We start from the raw sequence: 19,866 nt of genomic DNA on the forward strand, positions 1-19,866 counted from the left end.
AAAGGTTCATGAACTTTAAAGGGTATGGAAATTATAGATTAATATTAACCCAAAAAGGCAAAGAGTGAATGTGAAAAGAGTTGGTATTATCGACCTAGGAAGCTGTAGCGTTAAAAAAATGAGTTCTGAGAACGTTAAAAAAATTCTTATGTTTGAAGCGCGAGAATACTATTGAATCGAAGGACGTACGGTAAATTCGCGCAAGTTTTAGAATTTTTAGTGAACAGAAATCATTTTTAGCGAAAGCTTCCAGTCTTGACTTTTTGGTCCGTTTGCGTCAAGGCAAAAGGACATGAAAATTTAATTAAGAAACATCTTCCAACTTATTTTTTAATCAACATTCCGCCAATCTTATTAATCATTTCTTTTGCGTTCGTACTTTCAGGATTCAATTCAAGAGATTTTTGATACATCTTCATCGCCTCTTCTTTTTTTCCGGATTGGAGCAATGCTTCGCCATAACTATCATATATATTCGCGCTTTTCGGAAAAATCAATGTTGCCGAATAGAAGGTCTGCAAGGAAATATCATTTTTTTGAAGTCTTAGAAATTGATAGCCTAATCGGTTAAAATCTCTTTCGTTTGCTTCATAACCACTTGGGTCTTTTAGATATTCTTGAATCAACTGATCTGCTTTTTCTTTATTTCCGCTTTCAAGTAGGCTCCCATAGATCCTCGACAGACTTTGTGCAGGAATTGTATAAGGTTTGTTATCCGTTATTTGTAAAACGGCATTGGATATTGGAAAAACAGGGCTGTTTCCGATGCTGGATAATAATACTAAGGATTCGTTTTTAGTGATGTTATGCAATAAAATACTGGTAAGTCCGGTAATCAAGCCATCATGAAAAACAATTTTCCCGTTACTTTCATCAGTGTACATGGCCCAGCCTAAACCGTAGCTTCCTTCTTTTCCTTCGAATTGATAACTTACTTTTTTTCCATCATTCAAGATGGTTGCTGTAAGAGCTTCCTCTAATTCTTTCTTCCCTAAAATCTGATAAGTAAACAACGCCTTTAGATATTTTTGTAAGTCTAGGGCAGTACTTACGATACCTCCGTTTCCGTAAAAGTTACTTTTTTCAGAAATTACAAAAGGATCTTTTAGGGTAGTGGTATTCACAAGTTGGGTGGAATAGGAGTTAGGATAGGTATATAATTCTACCTGATTGGCTTTCTTGATTTTCCTGTTAAGCGGAACAAATGAATCTTTCATTTTTGCAGGGTCAAAAATATATTGGGCCATATAATTGGCATACGTCATTCCTGACACTTTTTCGATGATCATGGCGGCAAGGCAAAAATTTAGGTTGTTATAGTCCCATTGGCTTCCCGGTACAAATGAAAGCGGAGTTTTAAAACGAATAAAGGTTGGGATAATATCCTGATTAGAAATTATTTTTTCCGGTTGTTCTTTGATGACCGTATCAAATAAATTATAATATTGCGCCAATCCTGAAGTGTTATTCAGTAATTGTTTAATCGTGATATTGGGATAAGGAAAATCCTGAAGATATTTCTGAACCGAATCATCAATATTGAGTTTTCCTTTCTGCTTAAGTTGAAGTATGCCCGTTGCAGTAAACGTTTTGGTTACGGAAGCAATCGGAAATTGAGATTGATTAGTTATTTTTTCTTTCTTTTCAATATTGGCATATCCATACGAATTGGAAAAAACAGTTTTGTCTGATTGGGAAATGAGTACACTTCCATTAAACAGATTATTTTTTGAAAGGGTTGAAAACAAGGTGTTGAATTCCTGTCCCGAAAGAGTCGTGCTGAAGAAAGCAGTCAGTATGATTAAAAAAAATATTCTTCTCATTTTATTTCAATGGTTTAATTAATTTGTCAGTTTAGTAATAGAACAATTCTGAAAAAGGTTTCATTACACTTCAAAAAAATAAACACAAATCTTTAGGATTGGAATGTAGCCTAAACTATTTCTGTATGGCATAATAATCCAGCCAGTTTTTTATTCTTCCCACAAACATTTTAAGATAGTTTTCGGTAAAAAATATATTAGACCAATCAAATCTTTGCGCTTGTACCCCAAGATAAAAAACGAATATAGATGCTCCTGCTTCCGGAATTAATGCAATTTCTTTATCGGATAAACTTCTTACTTTTTGGTAACCGTTTAGAAAACTCTGAACTTTAGTTTCATATTCTTTTTTATCAGATTCAATGAAAAACAGTTGTTTGCAAAAATAAGCTACATCTAAAATGAGCGCTCCATTTCCACAATTATCAAAATCGAAGATCGTAATTTGATCCGTGTTGTTTACACTCAGGTTATCATACCAAATATCAAGATGAACGATACCGTTTTGGTTTTCCGATAAATTACTTTCTTTAAACCTGCTTGATAGGGTATCATTAATTTCTTTGATATATTTCATTTCATCTAAATCTTTGTCGAAATATAAGTTCAGATAACGATAAGCCTGATGTAAAAGAACCTCCGAATTATAATGTATTCTATCAATTTTTTTATCTGCTGTTAGGGTATGAATTTTTGCCATCAATGATCCAATGGCAGAGCAGGTTTCATGAGTCATGAATCGTATTTTTTCACCTTCTGCAAATGAAAAAACTACGGCATAGCGAATTCCTTCGGGCGCATTAATTTCCTGAATAAAGTTTCCGTTTTTATCAGGAATTGGATAGGATACTGAAAGATGACCAGCCTTGAGTAAAAGTAAAAGTTCGAGTTCCTGTTTAATTTCAGTCTTTGTCCTCCAATGATAACAGTACACACGAATCACAAATTTGGCTTCATTATCTGAAATAATATACGTGTGATTAACTCCGGTTCTAAACAACTTACAACTAATATCTTCTTTTAACTGATATTTTTCTTTTATAAACTTACCTAATTCTATTTCTGATAACGTGGAAGTTGTTACGGGAAAAACGGTCATTTTTTATTTGTTTTTTTAATGATTTATTATTTTTGCGGAAATGTAAATTTCTCATTTTTTAAAATGGCAAGGATTGCCTCTGAAATATCAGAAAGCTTTCCATTATTATAGTTATTGCATAATAAAATGATGGTTATTTTACTTTTAAGATCTGAGAATAGGAGCGCTTCAAAATTTCCGGCTCTTCCATCGTGAGAATGTTCTGTTAATTCTTTATTTTCAAACTTGGCATTTCCCAATGCAGATTGACTGTCTGCTACGTTAAAACTTTGACCTAATTTATATAAAGAATTTTTGTTGACTACTTTTTTAGAATGCAGACTGTTTGCCCATTTCAAAAGATCAGCGGCTGTCGTGTAAGTTCCACCTGTTATAGGTAATTCTACAGGATCTTGTACCCATTGATTATTAAATCCTTTGGCAATGTTTTTTTCATTTTCAAAAGGAGTCATTAAGGTTGTATTCATTTTCAAGGGTTGGAATATGAACTTTTGAACATACGTTTTATAAGGCATTCCCGTGATACGCTGAATAATAAATTGTCTCAGGAAAAGATTGTTGTTATTATAATCATATTCAGTACCTGGTTTAAAAGATAGCTTATTAATCAATAATAAGTCGTTAAAAATATCGGTGTCATTTTTAATTTTCTTCCAGTTGACATTAGGAATTCCGCTTGTATATTGTAATAAATCTTTAATGGTAACTTTCTTGGCCCATTGAGGAAGTTCAGGAATGAAAGTGGAAACAGGGTCAGATAATTTTAGTTTTCCCTGCTCTTCTAACTGAAGTAAGGCAACACCGCTAAACTCTTTCGTAATGGACCCTAAATGAAACCGATAGTCATCTGTTAATGGAGTGGTTTTTGTTGCATCTGAAAATCCTAACGAAGCATCATAAATGACATTGTTATTTTGTGAAACAAGCACATTTCCATTAAAGATTCCGTTTTCATGAACGGTTTTCATGAGCTTATCTAAATTATTGATTTGTTCCTGTAGATTGTTTTTTTGATGTTTAGCTTTTTGACTAAAACAAAAAATACTGAAGAATGATAAGCTTACAATTAAAAGTGATTTTCTCATTTTATTACTATGATTTCTAATGAAGTCTTATAAATAATGTGTTTGGGAGTTCATTGGATTAGTTTTTTCAAATATAATGTTTATTTAAATGGATTTAGAACCTTGGTTTCGGATTGGAAAATTAAGAAGCTGTTTAAATTTTAAACCATTAAGGATAATTTTAGTTGTTAAGGAAATTAAGAAAAACTCTATATATTTCCTTAAGCGTGCCGTCTTAAAGCGAAGCTCATACTTAATATTCTAAAAATCTTAAGTACTCTTAATGTTCGAAATCAAGAATGAATACAATAAATTGTTCATAAAATATGAAATTATTAAAATCTAATTAAGCTCTAAAAAACAACGTAATTTATAAAGAGTGATGAAAGTAACCTTTATCGTCTTTGGTCTCATAATTGTTAGAGTTAGAGGACGAATTCTACAAATACTCACTAAATTATAATCCTATGAAAACTAAAACACCAGCTAAGAAAGCGACGGTTAAAAAAGCGGCACCTTCAAAAACTCAAACAAAAACTCAAGCGAAAACTCCGGCTAAGAAAAATGCAGCCAAAGAATTAAAAGATTTGTTTGAAGATTCTTTGAAAGATATTTACTGGGCTGAAAAGGCGTTGGTGAAAGCGCTTCCAAAAATGTATAAAAACGCGACGGATAAAAAGCTACAATCTGCAATTGAACTTCACCTTGCCGAAACCCATGTGCATGTAAAAAGATTAGAAGAATGTTTTGCCTCACTCGGTAAAAAAGCACAGGCTAAAAAATGTGATGCGATGCAAGGATTATTAGACGAAGGGAAAGGCATCATGGAGGAAACAGAACCTGGAGCGGTAAGAGACGCAGGAATCATAGCAGCAGCACAAAAAGTAGAACACTACGAAATTGCTACTTACGGTACACTTGCTGCGTATGCCAAAGTTCTTAAAGAAGAAACGTGTCTTAAAAATCTCTTAGCCACGTTAAATGAAGAGAAAATATGCGATAGATTATTGTCAAAAGTCGCTGATATTACACTCAACAGCAAAGCAATTAAGAAATAGATAGCCTCTTCTTTACAGAGATATTTTTAGATAAAAAAACAAAAAACCTTGTGAGTAATAGTACCAACAAGGTTTTTTATTATAATGTACTTAAGGTTTAAGCGCTTGTATTTTTGCCTTCATTATCACGATCATTTCGTTTGGCGATTTTATCTGCTTTCTTTTCCTTTGCCGTTTTTAGGGGCGCCGTTTTATCAGATTTCTTTTTGACGTCTTTTTCTTTTGACATAATACTATTTTACTTTAGGGTAAAGTTCGCCTTAAAAGAAACGAAAGATTTATACATAGATTGTTATTTGTTGCATAAATCATAGATATTATTTTGAGAAATAAAGAAATCATTAGCCACTTTGTAAAGTGATAGGTGATTAAAGACGTAACTTTGAGTGTATTATACATGATGAATTAAGCGATTTCATTAATAATAAGTTTACTAAATTATTCAATACTTCCATGAAATTATATATAAAATATATGGTAAGCCTTCGATGCAAAATGGTTGTACACGAAGAACTTAATAACCTCGGCATCAAGCATGCGGTGGTTGATCTTGGTATTGTTGAAATATTGAATGATATAACGAAACAACAACGAGAAATTTTAAAGGAAAACCTGTTGAAATATGGTCTCGAATTGCTGGATAATAAAAAAAGCATACTCATTGAGAAAATAAAGAATGTGATTACAGAAATGATTCATTATTCTGACGAATTACCAAAAGAGAATTTTTCTGATTATATAAGTGAAAAACTAGGGTATGATTATACCTATTTGGCCAATACATTTTCTGAAGTAAAAGGTATTACCATACAGCATTTTATCATCGTGAATAAAATTGAAAAGGTGAAGGAACTTCTTCTATATGATGAACTTAATCTTACCGAGATATCCTATAAACTCAATTACAGCAGCGTTGCCCATCTTTCTAACCAATTTAAAAAGATAACAGGGCTTTCTCCTTCTTTTTATAAACAGCTGAAACAAAAGCGTACCAAAAATCTAGAAGATATTTAATTGTGTGAAATGTGTAAGTTTTTTTAATTGATTTACAATATTTTATACTCCAAAGTGTCGATATTTGTATAATTATTATACAAATAGTTCTTATCATGGAAGTAAATCGAAATATAACGAATAATAATTTTAAAATTATAGGAGATCGAACCATCAATTCAAGACTATTGAAAAATAAATTTTCACAGTTAACAGATTTTGACCTCAGGTTTGATGAGGGCAAAGACATTGATTTTCTTGACAGAGTGGGAAACAGATTAAGAAAAAACCGTGAAGAAGTTATGGATATTATCAAAGAATTAAATATTTCATAAACTATTTTCAAATACTCATTAAAACTAAGAGAAAATAGTACATATGTTTTCAACGAGTTTTAATAAGAGGATAGAAGCTTATTAGTCTCTATCCTTTTTTTTGACACATAGGGAAAAATTAAAGCGTTTAACAGCATAATAAATTATCAACATTATTAATAATGAAAACAATACAGCTCTTTCAGTGTAAAGATTCTATCAGTCGTGAAATGCCGTTTTTTGAGGAGGAAAACCAACTTAATTCTTTGAATGATTTAATGACATTCGATTTAATAAATACCGAAAAAGTAACCGAATTTATCGTAGAAATTCCAGATGACTTTGTTTTTGAAAACACCAACAAAGACGAACTATTGCTTATGTGCAAAGAGGCTAAAGAAACGATTGATCATTATTTCAATACCGTTTCAGATGGTTATAGTAAGATAAATGCCGTAACAAGCCACAGCATTTGGGAGTTTGAAAAAGAGAGCAACAATCCTGCTTAATCAGGAGCCAACCTGAAAGAACAATACATTTTCACTTTTAAATTGAGCATCATGCATTTACAACAGAATTTATTAGAATATATCAGCCGATCTTTAATGACAACGAATGAGACTGTTTCCGTCGCAGAAAGTGTAACGTCCGGGCTTTTACAGTTTTCTTTTTCTCAAATGAAAAATGCTTCCCTATTTTATAAAGGAGGATTGACCGCTTATTCCTTGAATGAAAAAGTGAAAATTTTAAATGTTGATAGAAAAGAAGCAGAAGAATGCAATTGCGTATCTCAAAATATTGCAGATACCATGGCAATGAATGTGGCTAAATTATTTAATACCGATTGGTCTATTGCTATCACAGGCTATGTTGCTTCTATTCGTAATTCTACCAATAATATATTTTCTTACTTCTCTATACATTATAAAAATGAAATTATTCTTTCGAAGAAAATAGAATTGCATCACAAAACGCAGGCTATTAATGTACAGTTGTATTATACCGAGTTTGTATTGGGATGCTTTAAAAGTGAAATTAATCAACAGTTAATTTTAAGATAATCACCATGAGAATTTAATGAACAGAGGAGGTAAATACACTATTTATCATGATAGAACAAAGCCATTGATTAACTTTTGTAGGCGTGCATTGGTGAAAAGTGGTTTTGTTTTTTATTTTAAGCTTACCTTTAATTAGATTTTATAGTCAACTTTTTTAAAGTATTTTAAAGAATGAAACCTAAACAGATTCCCGGAGTTCCGGTACAGAAAAAAGGAGGCTTTCATGATACAGAAAGTTATAAACAGTTTGATGATACCGAAAAAACGATTGAGCAATATGCTGTTTTAAAGCAGAGATTTCTATCCGTTAATGAATGGAAGAGTTATTGTGGCGAAAATTTTGCCGATTTCAGACTTCATGATTCCCTAGGAGAATATGTGGAGAGAATTCCGAAAGTGGGAGATTACATAAGAATTGATATTCCGGGGCCGGGAGGTTTTGAAGCAAAAGGGTATGATTGGGTAGAAATAGTAGAGATCAATAATCATCACATTAATAAAGATGAACTGGAAAATTTAATGATCATTTGCAGACCATCATCAATTCCCGGAGATGAAAAAAATCGTCATATCAATCATTTTTATTCTGCGGAAGCCACCTCAACTTTTATGATTTCAAGAACAAAGAATTCTGTCAAAGCAGCCATCTATGGAAGAAATGAAAGTCCTAATTGGAACGCTAATTTTTCAGATAAAATAAGAAATTTCTCCGTAGCCGTGGGTGGAATGATCGGAATTTCAAAAATACAATGGAAGAAACTATCAGATCAATTTTTAGATTTTTAATTTCTATTTAAAGTTAGCATTTCTAGAGCTGATTATCTTTTTAATCAAAAAAAATCTTAAAGAATGTGATTTAGATAAAGATGTGAATGATATACAAAAAATCAAATTTAGAAATTTAAATAGGCTCTTAAAACACAATCAATTTTATCAAAGATAAAATCCTTGCGCCTTAGATTATAGAGCTATAAAAAATTTCTTTGCGCCCTTGCGATTTACCAACAAAAATATTAATTTTCAGACAGCACTTTTCTATTTTTTCTTAAGATCTTTATTGATTTGTTGTTCCGCGTTTTTCGCTTTCTGTTCCTGAGCTTCTTTATCTTTACGTTGCTCTTTTCTTGTTTTTTTATCGGCACGTCGTTCTTCACGAATCAGTTTGTGTGATTTTTTATTATACAAAGCATCGATGATTCCCTGACCCTTTTTACTGAAAACCTTTATTTTAGGATTATCCTGAGTTCCTGTTACCACCACCGGAAAGCCAATCCATCCGCCTGGAGGAAGTCCAACTCTTACTTGAATATCAAGTAATCCGTTAAGACTTGCAGTTCCACTGATCGTAGGTCGGAGAACAGAAACTTTAAACGTAAATTTCTCAATATGAATAAGGTTGTTTTTGATATGAGTTTCGATATCTACGCCTTTCATATCCGGGTTATCGAATGCTTTAGCTCCAATATTATCACCTACAGCCGAAAGCATTTTAAGATTTTTCACTTCTACATCACGAAGATTCACCATACCACCGCCTTCCAGCGAGGCATAAATCGGGCTCATATTTTTATCTAAATCACCTTTCAGTTTATAATCCAGCGATACAATTCCTTTAACATCTTTTGCGGCAGTGGCCATTTGGCGCACCATGTCAATTTCTTTATAGGCTCTTTGAACATTAAAATCCTGAACTTTTAAAGCCATGTCATAATTGGCGGCTAATGGAGATAGGTCTTTATAGCGGGCATCCATATTCATTCGGCTTCCAATAATATCAAAAGCGGTATTTTTAAGATAGATCTGGCCATTAGTGATAGAGGCATTCCCTTTAAGATGGTTAAGAACTAGGCCTTTAAAGTCAACTTTTTTAGCATTGGCATCCAAAGAAACATCCAGATTTTTTGGGACAATAACAACGCCGCTGCTTTTTGGGTTTTCTTCTTTGGCATATTCTAGTTCGATAGATTTATTGGGATTGTCACCACTTTTCAGCGCCATAAATTCATCAACGAGAATGTAATTAGAGTTCATGGTAAACTTTCCGTGGAGCGTACCTTTTCTTTCAAGGAAATAATTAATGGTATTTAAAAGATATCCATTTAACGCAAAATCTGATTTTCCATAGGTGGCATTAAACTTTCTAAACCACATTTTTTCATTTTCAAACTGGAAATTCCCTTCTTTAATATAGAATGATTTTGGAAGGTATTCTGTGGTGGCTTTTATATTTTTTAAAATTAAAGTTCCTTTGTTATCAAGCTTGCTGTATTGGCCAGTTGTTGCATAGCTTTGTCGGCCGTTAAGCGAGAGATCAGCCATGATCAATCCGCTGATATCTAAGCCTTTTTTTGCAAATACTTTGTAAATTCTTCCTACATTTAAAACGCCTTTGGCTTTTATTTTATACAATAGATCTTCCGTATTTTGCAGATCTGCATTCACAGAAACCGGATTTCCTTCAAAATCAAATCGTAAAGGATCCAGCTTCAAGCCAAGGCTCTTAAAAGTACCATCGGTATTGATGACGTTCGCCATCATATTGATATTCTGAATAGGGTTGGGGTAATATTTAGTTTTTACAAAACCATCTTTAAGATTGATGTATCCATTGGTTTTTGGAAACAGTTTTTTATCCATGCTGAACATTCCGTTGGCTTTGATATTGGTATCAATAAGCCCTCGTACTTCAATACCTTTTAATCCTAATGCCTGTTGCATGGTCTGAAGATTTACAGCCCCTTTTATATTGGCATTTACATTCATTTCATTCAGCCCTTTTGTATTGACGTAGGCAAGGAAACTATTATTCGGGCCAAGATCAAAACTTAGTTTTTTTAGATTAATAGCCAATTGGTTGGGGTCCAAAGAGGGAAGGTCAACATTCAGATCCATATTCAGATTGTTCATAGGAACCGGAGCTTTTCCGTTGGAGATAAATCCGTTTTTCACTAAAAGTCTAACTTTTACTCTGGGTTTAAGGTTTTGTGGTTCACTGAATCTTCCTTTTACATTAAAATACAGATCACTGTTACCTTCTATCTTAGTATCTTTTGCCCAATCCAAATATTGTGGAGGCAATACCGAGATCATTTCTCTGATGGTTGTTTTCTCGGAAGCCGCTTTAATATCAAGGTTATATCCATCTTTAAGAATGCTGGCAAAACCGGTAAACTTTAAAGGAAGATCATTGATTCTTAATTCGTTTTTTCTTAATACGAAAGTCAATGCATTGGTATTAATCCTTGTAATAAGATCAGCATGTAATTTCTTTTGCTTGGCGTAATATATTCTGTCTAAGCTAAAATCTACTTTGTCGATATCCAGATTGGTTTCCAGATCAAAAATATCTTCACTTAATCCACCTTTTCCGGTATAATTCAGTCCTTTTGCATCTATTAATATTTTAGCAGCGTGGTCAACATATTTGATATGACTGTTTTTGAATTTAATAAGATCAAGTTTTATAGAAGTGCCCGTTTCGGTACTGTCTTTAGGAGTTGCAGAAGGTTCTGAGATATAGACGTTATAATTGGCTTCTCCTTTCGTATTCACAAAAACATTGGCATACGCATCGGTAACATATATTTCATCGATCTTTACTTCACGGTTAAGAATCAGATTTTTCAAGTTGATTCCTACCGCTACTTCTTTTGCCGTCAGCAAAGTATCCTGCTGAAAAGGTTTAGATCCGTACAAGATAAGATCATCTACAGAAAGGGTAAGAGAAGGGAAGTGTCTGAAAAAGGTAAGGTGTGTTTTTTTATAATCTAGTTTTCCTGCCAGATGTTTATTCGCAAATATTTTCACCTGGTCAGAAATCGTTCCTGGAAATAGAATAGGAATAATAAACATCAAAAATAGAATTGATGCTAAAGAAATTCCCGTCCATTTAAAAAATTTCAAAATTATTTTTTTAAATTTTTCCATAAACTGATAATTTTGATTTTTGTAGTGTTTTTTGTGTATAGCTGATGATAATAAGTTAATGTCTATCTAAAATTACGCCATTTATCATTAAAAGATTAAAAATACTTTCAAGGAGATGGGGTTGGTTTGGGCGTAAAAATAGCAAATTTTAGAGAAAATTCTAAGAATAATAAAGATAAGTCATCACCTTTCAAAGACTTAGTCTGTTTTTATGCTTTGTCACGATTTTGAACATTTTAAATGACCTTTTTGATAGTGATGTGTTTTTCATTGTCGTAATTTTATACTCGTAATGATAAAAAGAAAAAATAGAATCTTACTCCTTCCTATCGTGTTCTTATTAACGATAGTATTAGTAGGATTGAACCTTTTCAAAAGTAAAAATCAGTCACCTTCTAGTGTTACTAAATCAACTACATCCCTACAGAAAGCGGATGTTCAAAATCAGGTTGATATTTACAATTTATCAGATATTCCGGACGAGCTTATTATAGAAGATGTAAATAAGACCCAATTTGCTGTTGAGGTACTCATAGAAAAATGGATTGCTGATTTATTTAACATTCAACATTTTTCGTCTTCACCAATTATTGCTCACAATTTTTCGTTTATTACTTTACCCAGGTATATTCTTTACCATTCTTTGCAGATATCTGGTTGCTAATTTTAATTTAATTCACTTTTTTAAGTTTATAATTTGTCCGTATTCGATTACTGGACAATGATTTATATTTCCTATATTTATTTTTCAGATACTTTTATTTGCTTTTTTTAACAAGGCAAAAATAAACTATATGTTCAATTTTAAATAAAAATATTTATGCATTTAACCCCCAGAGAAACAGAAAAACTGATGCTGCACATGGCAGGAGAACTTGCCCTCAAAAGAAAGGCGAGAGGTGTTAAGTTAAATTATCCCGAGTCGGTTGCTTTGATCAGTCATTTTCTAATGGAAGGCGCCCGAGATGGAAAAAGAGTCGCTGATCTGATGCAGGAAGGCGCTCAGATTCTTACGATTGATGATGTGATGCCGGGAGTGGCAGATATGATCCACGATGTTCAGATTGAAGCTACTTTTCCGGATGGAACCAAATTAGTAACCGTACACAACCCAATTCGTTAAACCTACTTATTATGATACCAGGAGAAATTTTTGTAAAAGAAGGCATTATTATTTGTAATGAAGGCCGTGCAACAGTGACTATAAAAGTGATTAATACAGGAGACCGTCCTATTCAGGTGGGATCTCACTTTCATTTCTTTGAAGTGAATAAAGCCATGAGCTTCGATCGTGAGAAAGCTTTCGGAAAGAGATTGAACATTGTGGCGAGCACAGCGGTACGTTTTGAACCGGGAGAAGAGAAAGAAGTAGAACTTGTGGAAATAGGAGGAAATAAAAAAGCAGTGGGCTTCAATAATCTTGTAGATGGGTCTGTAGATTCAGATACTCAAAAAGAAGAAAGTGTAGCCAAAGCCAATCAATTAAATTATAAAAATCTGTAATATGAGTTTAAACGTAGACAGAAAACAATACGCGAATATATTAGGCCCAACGACAGGAGACCGAATCCGACTGGGTGATACAGAAATGATCATTGAGATCGAAAAAGATTTTACCCACTATGGGGATGAAGCTGTTTTCGGAGGAGGTAAAACGGTACGTGACGGGATGGGACAAAACGGGACCGCCAAAAGAGATGAAGGAGTCTTAGATCTTTGTATTACAGGCGCAACGATTATTGACCACTGGGGAATTGTAAAAGCAGATATCGGAATTAAAGACGGTAAGATTGTTGGTATTGGTAAAGCAGGAAACCCTGATACAATGGATGGAGTAACTCCCAATATGATTATTGGTGCTTCTACAGAAGTTCATGGCGCAAAAGGACATATTGTAACGGCTGGAGGAATTGATACACACATTCATTACATCTGTCCGCAACAGATTGAAACGTCTCTTTATAGCGGTATTACGACGATGATCGGAGGGGGAACCGGACCTAATGACGGGACGAATGCAACCACCGTTACTCCAGGGAAATTCAACCTTCAAAAAATGTTGGAAGCTGCGGAAGAATACCCTATGAATTTAGGATTTTTTGGTAAAGGAAACTGTTCTACCGAAGGACCAATTGAAGAGCAGGTAGAAGCAGGAGCGTTGGGTGTGAAGATTCATGAAGATTGGGGCGCTACGCCTGCAGTAATTGATGCTTCGTTAAAAGTGGCTGATAAATATGATGTTCAGGTGGCGATCCACACAGATACGTTGAATGAAAGTGGCTTTTTGGAAGATACAATGAGAGCGATTAATGGAAGGGTAATTCATACATTCCACACAGAAGGTGCAGGCGGTGGGCATGCTCCGGATATTATTAAAGCTGCCATGTATCCGAATGTACTTCCGGCTTCTACAAATCCTACACGTCCTTATACCATTAATACGATAGATGAACACTTAGATATGTTGATGGTATGTCACCATTTAAGTAAAAACATTCCTGAAGATGTAGCATTTGCAGATTCACGTATCCGTCCGGAAACGATTGCAGCAGAAGATATTCTACATGATATAGGCGTGTTCAGTATTATGAGTTCAGATTCTCAGGCGATGGGAAGACCGGGCGAAGTCATCATCAGAACATGGCAGACGGCTAGTAAAATGAAAGAACAGCGCGGTCACTTAGAAGAAGATGAAAATACAGAGCATGATAATTTCCGTGCAAAACGATATATCGCAAAGTATACTATTAATCCTGCTATTGCGCATGGAATTTCAGAATATGTAGGCTCAATTGAAGCTGGGAAAATGGCTGATCTAGTAATCTGGAAACCTGCATTATTTGGAGCAAAACCTGAAATGATTGTTAAAGGAGGTTTTGTAATTGCCAGCAAAATGGGAGATCCGAATGCGTCTATTCCAACGCCACAACCTGTTATCTATAGAAATATGTTTGGTGCTCATGGCCGTGCGAAATACGGAACGTGTGCTACGTTTGTTTCTCAGATCTCTATTGATAATGGAGCGATTGCAAGTTATAAACTAGAGAAGATGATTCTTCCGGTAAAAAATTGCAGAAATATTTCTAAAAAAGATCTTATTCATAATGATAAAACACCTGTAATTGAGGTGAATCCTGAAAACTACAAAGTAACAGTAGATGGGGTGCATATCACTTGTGAACCGGCGGAGAAACTTCCGTTAACTCAATTGTATTTTTTATTCTAATAATTGATCAGGGCTCTGTGAAAAATCGGAGCCTTTATAAAATTAGCATAGAATAAATCATAGTATAACTTTAAAAAACACTTAGATGAAAAAAAATTATAAAGACATTTTTATGCTCGTAATAGTAGGAGTTAGCCTGTTTTCAGGTTCATTACATGCACAGTTTTTAGGAGGGTCAAGAGTAAAAGATGATGAAAGTGGGCCTAAAGGACGATTTTTATTATACGGTTCTTTCAATTATTCTAAAACGAATACACCTTCTAGCAGTAGCAGTTCATTAGGAACTAATGGTAATGCAGGAATTCCTATTGGGTTAGGGTATTTTATAAATAATAATGATTTAATAGGAATCAACTATGCATTTGCAAGAAATGCAATAGATGAACAAACCACATATAAACAAAATGAAACCGGAATTTGGTATAGCCCGTCTGTTAATCTGGGTAAGCACTTTGTTTTAGCAGGCCAGATAGAAGCGCATTATGTATGGGGGCAAAAATTATCTAGTGTCTCTGCCAATGAAGATCATTTTAATGGGTATCGCTTACGGGCATATCCTTTAATTATTGTGCTGTTAGGAGGAGGATGGGCATTGTCATTTAAGTTTGCAGAACTATCTATGTTGCAAACTAAACTTAGAAATGAAGGCTGGACGAAAAATTATGTAGGAGGTATGGGAGGTGCTACTTTTGGAGGCGGAGTTTCTAAAAGTTTTGATTTCAGAAAAAAAAATAAAAATAATGATCATTAATGAAACGTTAGGTAATATTTTAGACAAGGCTGATATTGAAAAATCAATAGATTATCTTGATCTTGAATGGTATGAATCTACTAAAAGGATTCAGCGTAAAAAGACACGTCAGGGAGAAGATATTGCGATTAAATTTCTTAGAGAAGGGCAACGCCTCAGAGAAGGAGATATTCTTTTCGAAAATGAAGAGAAACTGATTGTTGTTAATATTTTAGAAACGGAGGCGATTGTTATTTCTCCGGCTTCAATGTTGGAAATGGGCACGGTGTGTTATGAAATAGGGAATAAGCATATTCCTCTTTTTATACAGGAAGATAAAGTGCTGTTGCCTTTTGAAACACCAATGTACAGGTGGTTGGAAGTAAGTGGCTATAAACCCGAAAAACAGTTTGTAAAGCTGTTGAATCTTCTTAAATCAAACGTAGAACCTCACGGACATGGCAGTTTAGGTTCATCAATTTTTACTAAAATTTTAAAAATGGCAGCTCCAAAAGATGAATAACATGAAATTTTTAGCCAGCTTATTACATATTTCAGATCCTACCTTACCGATCGGAGGTTACACTCATTCTAACGGGTTGGAAACATATGTGCAGAAAAGGATCGTAAACAATAGAGCGACCGCAAAGGAATTTGTTGAAAATATGCTCAAATATAACCTGAAATACAATGATGGTGCTTTTGTAAAACTGGCGTATGAAGCAACAGAATCTAAAGATTTGAAAGCCATCTTAAAGTTGGATGAAGAATGTAATGCGTTGAAATGTCCGAAAGAAATTCGTCAGGCAAGTCAGAAATTAGGATTGCGTTTAATCAAAATTTTCAAAAGAAATGAAAATTTCGAGTTTATGGAAGCGTACGAAAAGGCCATTAAAAACCGTGAAGCAAGCTCTCATTATGGCGTTGTCTTCGGAATCTACACGTGCTTGTTGGGTATTCCTTTATACGAAGCACTTTTCGGATTCTATTATACTTCCTTGGCGGGAATGATTACCAATGCAGTAAAGTTGGTTCCATTGGGGCAGCTTGACGGGCAGGATATTTTGTTCGAATTATATCCCATCATGGAAAGGACAGCGCAGGAAACCATAGACCTTGACAGAGATTTGGTAGGGCTTTGTAATACCTCTTTTGATATTCGTTGCATGCAGCATGAAAGACTGTATTCCAGACTGTATATGTCTTAATCAAAGGCTGGATAATTAAAAAATATAGAATCATCCGTAATATCATATCATTAAAAAACTTGGTGAGCTTGGCTGAGTGAAATGCCCTTGCGAACTTAAAAATATTCATAACTAAAATCAAAAAAATCCTTGCGGACTTTGTGATAAAAATAAAAAACAGAAGTAATTTAAAATGGAAAATAGAAAGTATATAAAAGTAGGAGTGGCAGGACCTGTAGGTTCAGGAAAAACTGCTTTATTAGAAAGATTAAGCAGAAAATTATACGGTACCTATGATCTTGGCGTAATCACCAATGATATTTATACCAAAGAAGATGCTGAGTTTATGGCGAAAAACAGCCTTCTTCCCCATGATCGTATTATCGGAGTAGAAACAGGAGGTTGCCCACACACCGCGATTCGTGAAGATGCAAGTATGAATTTGGAAGCGGTGGATGAATTGGCAGAACGTTTTCCGGAGATCGAACTTATTTTTATCGAAAGTGGAGGAGATAACCTGTCGGCAACTTTCAGTCCGGATCTTGCGGATGTTACTATTTTCATTATTGATGTGGCAGAAGGGGAGAAAATTCCTAGAAAAGGAGGTCCTGGAATTACGAGATCAGATTTATTAATCATTAATAAAATAGATTTGGCTCCGCATGTAGGTGCCAGCCTTGAGGTAATGGAAAATGATGCCAGAAGAATGAGAAACGGAACTCCTTTCGTATTTACAAACCTTAAAACGGATGAAGGACTGGATAAAGTGATCGGTTGGGTAAAGAAATATGCTTTATTGGAAGAATGTGAAGAACCGAATCTTGTAAGATAAATGGATAGTCGCTTACATATCATCGCCGGCTATAAAGAAGGGAAATCCTATGTGAAAGATCTTTATGTATCACCGCCTTTTCGGGTGGTTTCTGTAGGACAACGGAAAAAAGATCATAAACTTTATCAGATTGTGATGAGTTCTTCGCCCGGAATTCTGGATGGTGACCGCTATCAGCTGGATATTGCCTTAGAAAAAGGAGCTGCATTACAGCTTCAGTCACAGTCTTATCAGAGATTATTCAACATGAAAGATCGCGCGGTTCAGCAGCTGAATATTTCCATGCAAGACAATACCTCTTTTGCTTACGTTCCGCATCCTGTGGTTCCGCATGAAGACTCTAATTTTAAGAGCAAAGCGGAGATTAATATCGGAGAAAACAGCCAGATCATCATCAGTGAAATTATTACCTGTGGGCGAAAGCATTACGGTGAACTTTTTAAACTGAAAAGCTTTCAGAATCTAACGGAGATTTACCATAAAGATAAGCTGGTTGTTAAGGATAATATTCTTATTCAGCCGGATCTTATTCCTATTAAAAGCATCGGTAATCTGGAAGAATATACCCATCAGGGAACGTTAATTTTCTACACCACCAAAAAGCATGTAGATAAAAATGCGCTCATTGAAACCATCTATGCCCACATCGAACTACAAAGTGAAATGGAAATTGGTATTTCAGCCATGGAAGATAACGGATTTATCATAAGAACTTTGGGGCACGGCGGGGAAGTAATGTATAATTTTTTCCTCACCGTTCAGGAGATTCTTTGGGAGTTAGAATAAATAAAATAAAAAAATGAATACGACTATTTGGGCATTAATGCTGAGTGCCATCTCTATAAGTTTTATCCATACCGCAACGGGACCGGATCATTATCTGCCATTCATTGTATTGTCAAAATCAAAAAAATGGAGCAGGAGCAGAACGATTTTTTTGACTATCGCGTGTGGTTTTGGCCATGTTTTAAGTTCTTTGGTGATTGGTGCTATCGGCGTTTTTCTGGGCTGGCAGCTTAATCAGTTTGCGTGGTTTCAGGATATAAGAGGGAATATTTCAGGATGGGCATTGTTGATATTTGGAGTTGCCTATCTTATCTATGGCTTAGTGCAGGCAGCAAGAAATAAACCTCACAAGCATTTTGATGTCATGGGCGAGGATGTTTACGTGTATGAGCACAATCATAATGAAATGGTTATGCCACAAAGCAGAATAAAAGTAACGCCTTTCGTCCTTTTTATGATCTTTGTAATGGGACCGAGTGAACCGCTTACACCCCTTCTTTTTTACTCAGGATTAAACCGTTCTATAACAGAAATTCTGGCATTGGTAGTGCCGTTTACCATTACTACGGTAGCCACCATGCTTGGAATGGTTTTATTGGGAAGATATGGGTATTCAACCTTATTCAACACAGAAAAACTAGAGCGTTATATGGGAGTGATAAGTGGAGCGGTAGTAACCGTTTGTGGTATCGGAATGGTCTTTTTAGGATGGTAATTTTAATGTCAATGGTGAATTTTGCGTTGCAGGTCAATAATGAATTTTACCACAACTAAAAAAATTAATGAGCGAAGTAAATTGATGATTCACAATTGATAATTTAATAGTAAACAAATTAAAATGATGAACAAATTTTTTGAAAAAGTACCTTTTGTTGATACGGTATTAAAAGGAATTGGGCAGATCATGCTTCAGGAAAACAGATGGACAGGGCTTTTATTCCTTATTGGGATTTTTATAGGAAGCTGGGAAAGTGGAATTGCTGTTTTGGCGTCTACCAGTATAGGAACGCTTACAGCAATGAAGTTGAAGTTTGATAAATCTGAAATAAATGCAGGATTGTATGGCTTTAGTGCAGCTTTGGTAGGAGTGGCGTTGTCATTTATTTTTCAGTGTACCATAATGATCTGGATTTTGGTTGTTGTTGGCGGAGCATTGGCAGCAATCATTCAGCATTTTTTTATCAGTAAAAAAATCCCTGTATTCACTTTTCCTTTTATTATTGTCATCTGGATCAGTGTTTTCATGTTGCATCATTTTACCGAAATCCCACCATCTGAGCTCATCAATGCAAAGGCCGAAAATCTGGATTATGATGATATAATAACGCCCATCAATGCTTTTGGAGAAGTAATTTTTCAGGGAGGAATGTTGTCTGCAGCTATTTTCTTTATAGCAGTTTTCATCAGCTCACCGGCAGCCGCTTTATATGGGTTTATGGGTTCTGTAATAGGAGCTTATCTTTCTCATATGAACGGAGAGCCTATTGAGCAAATCCACATGGGACTGTTTGGTTTTAATGCCGTGTTGTCTGCTATTGTCTTCTCCGGCTTCAAAAGAATAGACGGTTTATGGGTGTTATTGGCGGTATTGATTACCGTTGGAATCGATGTTTTTTTAATCGATAATAACATTCTCACCAAAGTGGGTGGAGTCCTTACGTTTCCTTTTGTGGCAGGAACATGGATCACCTTATTGATTCAAAAATTAATCATCCCTAAACAACAAAACTAAAATATTTAACAGTAAAAAATCAATAAAAAGAATA

The 19,866-nt window shown here is 34.6% G+C and carries 22 protein-coding genes; 17 read left to right on the forward strand and 5 right to left on the reverse strand.

Annotated features, from left to right (window positions below):
- Positions 1-323: 323 nt before the first annotated feature.
- The 3 genes from AMQ68_RS00280 to AMQ68_RS00290 all read right to left on the reverse strand — a co-directional run bounded on the left by AMQ68_RS00280 (position 324) and on the right by AMQ68_RS00290 (position 4,007).
- On the reverse strand, positions 324-1,823 hold the full coding sequence (locus AMQ68_RS00280; RefSeq protein ID WP_054508644.1) for a serine hydrolase: 1,500 nt from the start codon (positions 1,821-1,823) through the stop codon (positions 324-326).
- A 115-nt stretch (positions 1,824-1,938) separates the two neighbouring features.
- Positions 1,939-2,922 (reverse strand): phosphotransferase, encoded by a 984-nt coding sequence (locus AMQ68_RS00285; RefSeq protein WP_054508645.1) that lies wholly within the window; start codon positions 2,920-2,922, stop codon positions 1,939-1,941.
- Positions 2,923-2,948: 26 nt separating this feature from the next.
- Complete coding sequence (locus tag AMQ68_RS00290; RefSeq protein WP_054508646.1) at positions 2,949-4,007, reverse strand: serine hydrolase; 1,059 nt, start codon at positions 4,005-4,007, stop codon at positions 2,949-2,951.
- A gap of 446 nt (positions 4,008-4,453) precedes the next feature.
- On the opposite strand from AMQ68_RS00290, the gene AMQ68_RS00295 reads away from it, so the two are divergent.
- Positions 4,454-5,044, forward strand: coding sequence for a ferritin-like domain-containing protein (locus AMQ68_RS00295; protein ID WP_054509961.1), 591 nt, complete (start codon positions 4,454-4,456; stop codon positions 5,042-5,044).
- Positions 5,045-5,141: 97 nt separating this feature from the next.
- On the opposite strand, the gene AMQ68_RS25775 is transcribed toward AMQ68_RS00295, so the two are convergent.
- The gene (locus AMQ68_RS25775) at positions 5,142-5,273 is read right to left on the reverse strand and encodes a hypothetical protein (RefSeq protein WP_262483886.1); all 132 of its coding nucleotides are present in this window, start codon (positions 5,271-5,273) and stop codon (positions 5,142-5,144) included.
- Positions 5,274-5,497: 224 nt separating this feature from the next.
- On the opposite strand from AMQ68_RS25775, the gene AMQ68_RS00300 reads away from it, so the two are divergent.
- The 5 genes from AMQ68_RS00300 (at position 5,498) to AMQ68_RS00320 (ending at position 8,198) form a co-directional block, all read left to right on the forward strand.
- Positions 5,498-6,058 carry an AraC family transcriptional regulator gene (locus AMQ68_RS00300; RefSeq protein WP_198408872.1) on the forward strand — a complete coding sequence of 187 codons (561 nt, stop codon included), beginning with the start codon at positions 5,498-5,500 and terminating at the stop codon, positions 6,056-6,058.
- Positions 6,059-6,153: 95 nt separating this feature from the next.
- The gene (locus tag AMQ68_RS00305) at positions 6,154-6,372 is read left to right on the forward strand and encodes a hypothetical protein (RefSeq protein WP_054508647.1); all 219 of its coding nucleotides are present in this window, start codon (positions 6,154-6,156) and stop codon (positions 6,370-6,372) included.
- A gap of 161 nt (positions 6,373-6,533) precedes the next feature.
- Positions 6,534-6,860, forward strand: coding sequence for a hypothetical protein (locus tag AMQ68_RS00310; RefSeq protein ID WP_071254629.1), 327 nt, complete (start codon positions 6,534-6,536; stop codon positions 6,858-6,860).
- Positions 6,861-6,911: 51 nt separating this feature from the next.
- Positions 6,912-7,412, forward strand: coding sequence for a CinA family protein (locus AMQ68_RS00315; protein ID WP_054508648.1), 501 nt, complete (start codon positions 6,912-6,914; stop codon positions 7,410-7,412).
- A 171-nt stretch (positions 7,413-7,583) separates the two neighbouring features.
- Positions 7,584-8,198 carry a hypothetical protein gene (locus AMQ68_RS00320; protein ID WP_054508649.1) on the forward strand — a complete coding sequence of 205 codons (615 nt, stop codon included), beginning with the start codon at positions 7,584-7,586 and terminating at the stop codon, positions 8,196-8,198.
- Between the two features lie 249 nt (positions 8,199-8,447).
- On the opposite strand, the gene AMQ68_RS00325 is transcribed toward AMQ68_RS00320, so the two are convergent.
- On the reverse strand, positions 8,448-11,339 hold the full coding sequence (locus AMQ68_RS00325) for an AsmA-like C-terminal region-containing protein (protein ID WP_054508650.1): 2,892 nt from the start codon (positions 11,337-11,339) through the stop codon (positions 8,448-8,450).
- A gap of 292 nt (positions 11,340-11,631) precedes the next feature.
- On the opposite strand from AMQ68_RS00325, the gene AMQ68_RS00330 reads away from it, so the two are divergent.
- From AMQ68_RS00330 to AMQ68_RS00380, 11 genes are all read left to right on the forward strand, one after another.
- On the forward strand, positions 11,632-12,003 hold the full coding sequence (locus AMQ68_RS00330; protein ID WP_054508651.1) for a hypothetical protein: 372 nt from the start codon (positions 11,632-11,634) through the stop codon (positions 12,001-12,003).
- 156 nt (positions 12,004-12,159) lie between these two features.
- Positions 12,160-12,462: an urease subunit gamma gene (gene ureA, locus AMQ68_RS00335; protein ID WP_054508652.1), complete on the forward strand. Its 303-nt coding sequence runs from the start codon at positions 12,160-12,162 to the stop codon at positions 12,460-12,462.
- 11 nt (positions 12,463-12,473) lie between these two features.
- Positions 12,474-12,842 (forward strand): urease subunit beta, encoded by a 369-nt coding sequence (gene ureB / locus AMQ68_RS00340; RefSeq protein ID WP_054508653.1) that lies wholly within the window; start codon positions 12,474-12,476, stop codon positions 12,840-12,842.
- A 1-nt stretch (position 12,843) separates the two neighbouring features.
- A complete protein-coding gene (gene ureC, locus AMQ68_RS00345; protein WP_054508654.1) occupies positions 12,844-14,565 on the forward strand; it encodes an urease subunit alpha in 1,722 nt (573 codons plus the stop codon).
- 85 nt (positions 14,566-14,650) lie between these two features.
- Positions 14,651-15,316 (forward strand): hypothetical protein, encoded by a 666-nt coding sequence (locus tag AMQ68_RS00350; RefSeq protein ID WP_054508655.1) that lies wholly within the window; start codon positions 14,651-14,653, stop codon positions 15,314-15,316.
- Positions 15,306-15,818, forward strand: a complete 513-nt coding sequence (gene ureE, locus AMQ68_RS00355) for an urease accessory protein UreE (RefSeq protein WP_054509963.1) — start codon at positions 15,306-15,308, stop codon at positions 15,816-15,818. The genes AMQ68_RS00350 and ureE overlap by 11 nt, the downstream gene beginning before the upstream one ends.
- Positions 15,811-16,503, forward strand: a complete 693-nt coding sequence (locus AMQ68_RS00360; RefSeq protein ID WP_082383937.1) for an urease accessory protein UreF — start codon at positions 15,811-15,813, stop codon at positions 16,501-16,503. The genes ureE and AMQ68_RS00360 overlap by 8 nt, the downstream gene beginning before the upstream one ends.
- 172 nt (positions 16,504-16,675) lie before the next feature.
- On the forward strand, positions 16,676-17,314 hold the full coding sequence (ureG, locus tag AMQ68_RS00365) for an urease accessory protein UreG (RefSeq protein WP_054508656.1): 639 nt from the start codon (positions 16,676-16,678) through the stop codon (positions 17,312-17,314).
- Positions 17,315-18,100 (forward strand): urease accessory protein UreD, encoded by a 786-nt coding sequence (locus AMQ68_RS00370; RefSeq protein WP_054508657.1) that lies wholly within the window; start codon positions 17,315-17,317, stop codon positions 18,098-18,100. It abuts the gene before it with no gap.
- A gap of 13 nt (positions 18,101-18,113) precedes the next feature.
- A complete protein-coding gene (locus AMQ68_RS00375) occupies positions 18,114-18,815 on the forward strand; it encodes a hypothetical protein (RefSeq protein ID WP_054508658.1) in 702 nt (233 codons plus the stop codon).
- A gap of 123 nt (positions 18,816-18,938) precedes the next feature.
- Entirely contained in the window at positions 18,939-19,832 is an 894-nt protein-coding gene (locus tag AMQ68_RS00380) for an urea transporter (RefSeq protein ID WP_241775013.1), read from the forward strand.
- Positions 19,833-19,866 lie beyond the last annotated feature (34 nt).

Origin of the sequence: Chryseobacterium sp. ERMR1:04, from assembly GCF_001297705.1 — a bacterium.
Classification (GTDB): Bacteria; Bacteroidota; Bacteroidia; order Flavobacteriales; family Weeksellaceae; genus Chryseobacterium.

Bases quoted from the DNA above. Each gene is read 5' to 3' on its own strand.
- AMQ68_RS00280 (WP_054508644.1), bottom strand. From the start codon at position 1,823: ATGAGAAGAATATTTTTTTTAATCATACTGACTGCTTTCTTCAGCACG.
- AMQ68_RS00285 (WP_054508645.1), bottom strand. From the start codon at position 2,922: ATGACCGTTTTTCCCGTAACAACTTCCACGTTATCAGAAATAGAATTA.
- AMQ68_RS00290 (WP_054508646.1), bottom strand. From the start codon at position 4,007: ATGAGAAAATCACTTTTAATTGTAAGCTTATCATTCTTCAGTATTTTT.
- AMQ68_RS00295 (WP_054509961.1), top strand. From the start codon at position 4,454: ATGAAAACTAAAACACCAGCTAAGAAAGCGACGGTTAAAAAAGCGGCA.
- AMQ68_RS25775 (WP_262483886.1), bottom strand. From the start codon at position 5,273: ATGTCAAAAGAAAAAGACGTCAAAAAGAAATCTGATAAAACGGCGCCC.
- AMQ68_RS00300 (WP_198408872.1), top strand. From the start codon at position 5,498: ATGAAATTATATATAAAATATATGGTAAGCCTTCGATGCAAAATGGTT.
- AMQ68_RS00305 (WP_054508647.1), top strand. From the start codon at position 6,154: ATGGAAGTAAATCGAAATATAACGAATAATAATTTTAAAATTATAGGA.
- AMQ68_RS00310 (WP_071254629.1), top strand. From the start codon at position 6,534: ATGAAAACAATACAGCTCTTTCAGTGTAAAGATTCTATCAGTCGTGAA.
- AMQ68_RS00315 (WP_054508648.1), top strand. From the start codon at position 6,912: ATGCATTTACAACAGAATTTATTAGAATATATCAGCCGATCTTTAATG.
- AMQ68_RS00320 (WP_054508649.1), top strand. From the start codon at position 7,584: ATGAAACCTAAACAGATTCCCGGAGTTCCGGTACAGAAAAAAGGAGGC.
- AMQ68_RS00325 (WP_054508650.1), bottom strand. From the start codon at position 11,339: ATGGAAAAATTTAAAAAAATAATTTTGAAATTTTTTAAATGGACGGGA.
- AMQ68_RS00330 (WP_054508651.1), top strand. From the start codon at position 11,632: ATGATAAAAAGAAAAAATAGAATCTTACTCCTTCCTATCGTGTTCTTA.
- ureA (WP_054508652.1), top strand. From the start codon at position 12,160: ATGCATTTAACCCCCAGAGAAACAGAAAAACTGATGCTGCACATGGCA.
- ureB (WP_054508653.1), top strand. From the start codon at position 12,474: ATGATACCAGGAGAAATTTTTGTAAAAGAAGGCATTATTATTTGTAAT.
- ureC (WP_054508654.1), top strand. From the start codon at position 12,844: ATGAGTTTAAACGTAGACAGAAAACAATACGCGAATATATTAGGCCCA.
- AMQ68_RS00350 (WP_054508655.1), top strand. From the start codon at position 14,651: ATGAAAAAAAATTATAAAGACATTTTTATGCTCGTAATAGTAGGAGTT.
- ureE (WP_054509963.1), top strand. From the start codon at position 15,306: ATGATCATTAATGAAACGTTAGGTAATATTTTAGACAAGGCTGATATT.
- AMQ68_RS00360 (WP_082383937.1), top strand. From the start codon at position 15,811: ATGAATAACATGAAATTTTTAGCCAGCTTATTACATATTTCAGATCCT.
- ureG (WP_054508656.1), top strand. From the start codon at position 16,676: ATGGAAAATAGAAAGTATATAAAAGTAGGAGTGGCAGGACCTGTAGGT.
- AMQ68_RS00370 (WP_054508657.1), top strand. From the start codon at position 17,315: ATGGATAGTCGCTTACATATCATCGCCGGCTATAAAGAAGGGAAATCC.
- AMQ68_RS00375 (WP_054508658.1), top strand. From the start codon at position 18,114: ATGAATACGACTATTTGGGCATTAATGCTGAGTGCCATCTCTATAAGT.
- AMQ68_RS00380 (WP_241775013.1), top strand. From the start codon at position 18,939: ATGATGAACAAATTTTTTGAAAAAGTACCTTTTGTTGATACGGTATTA.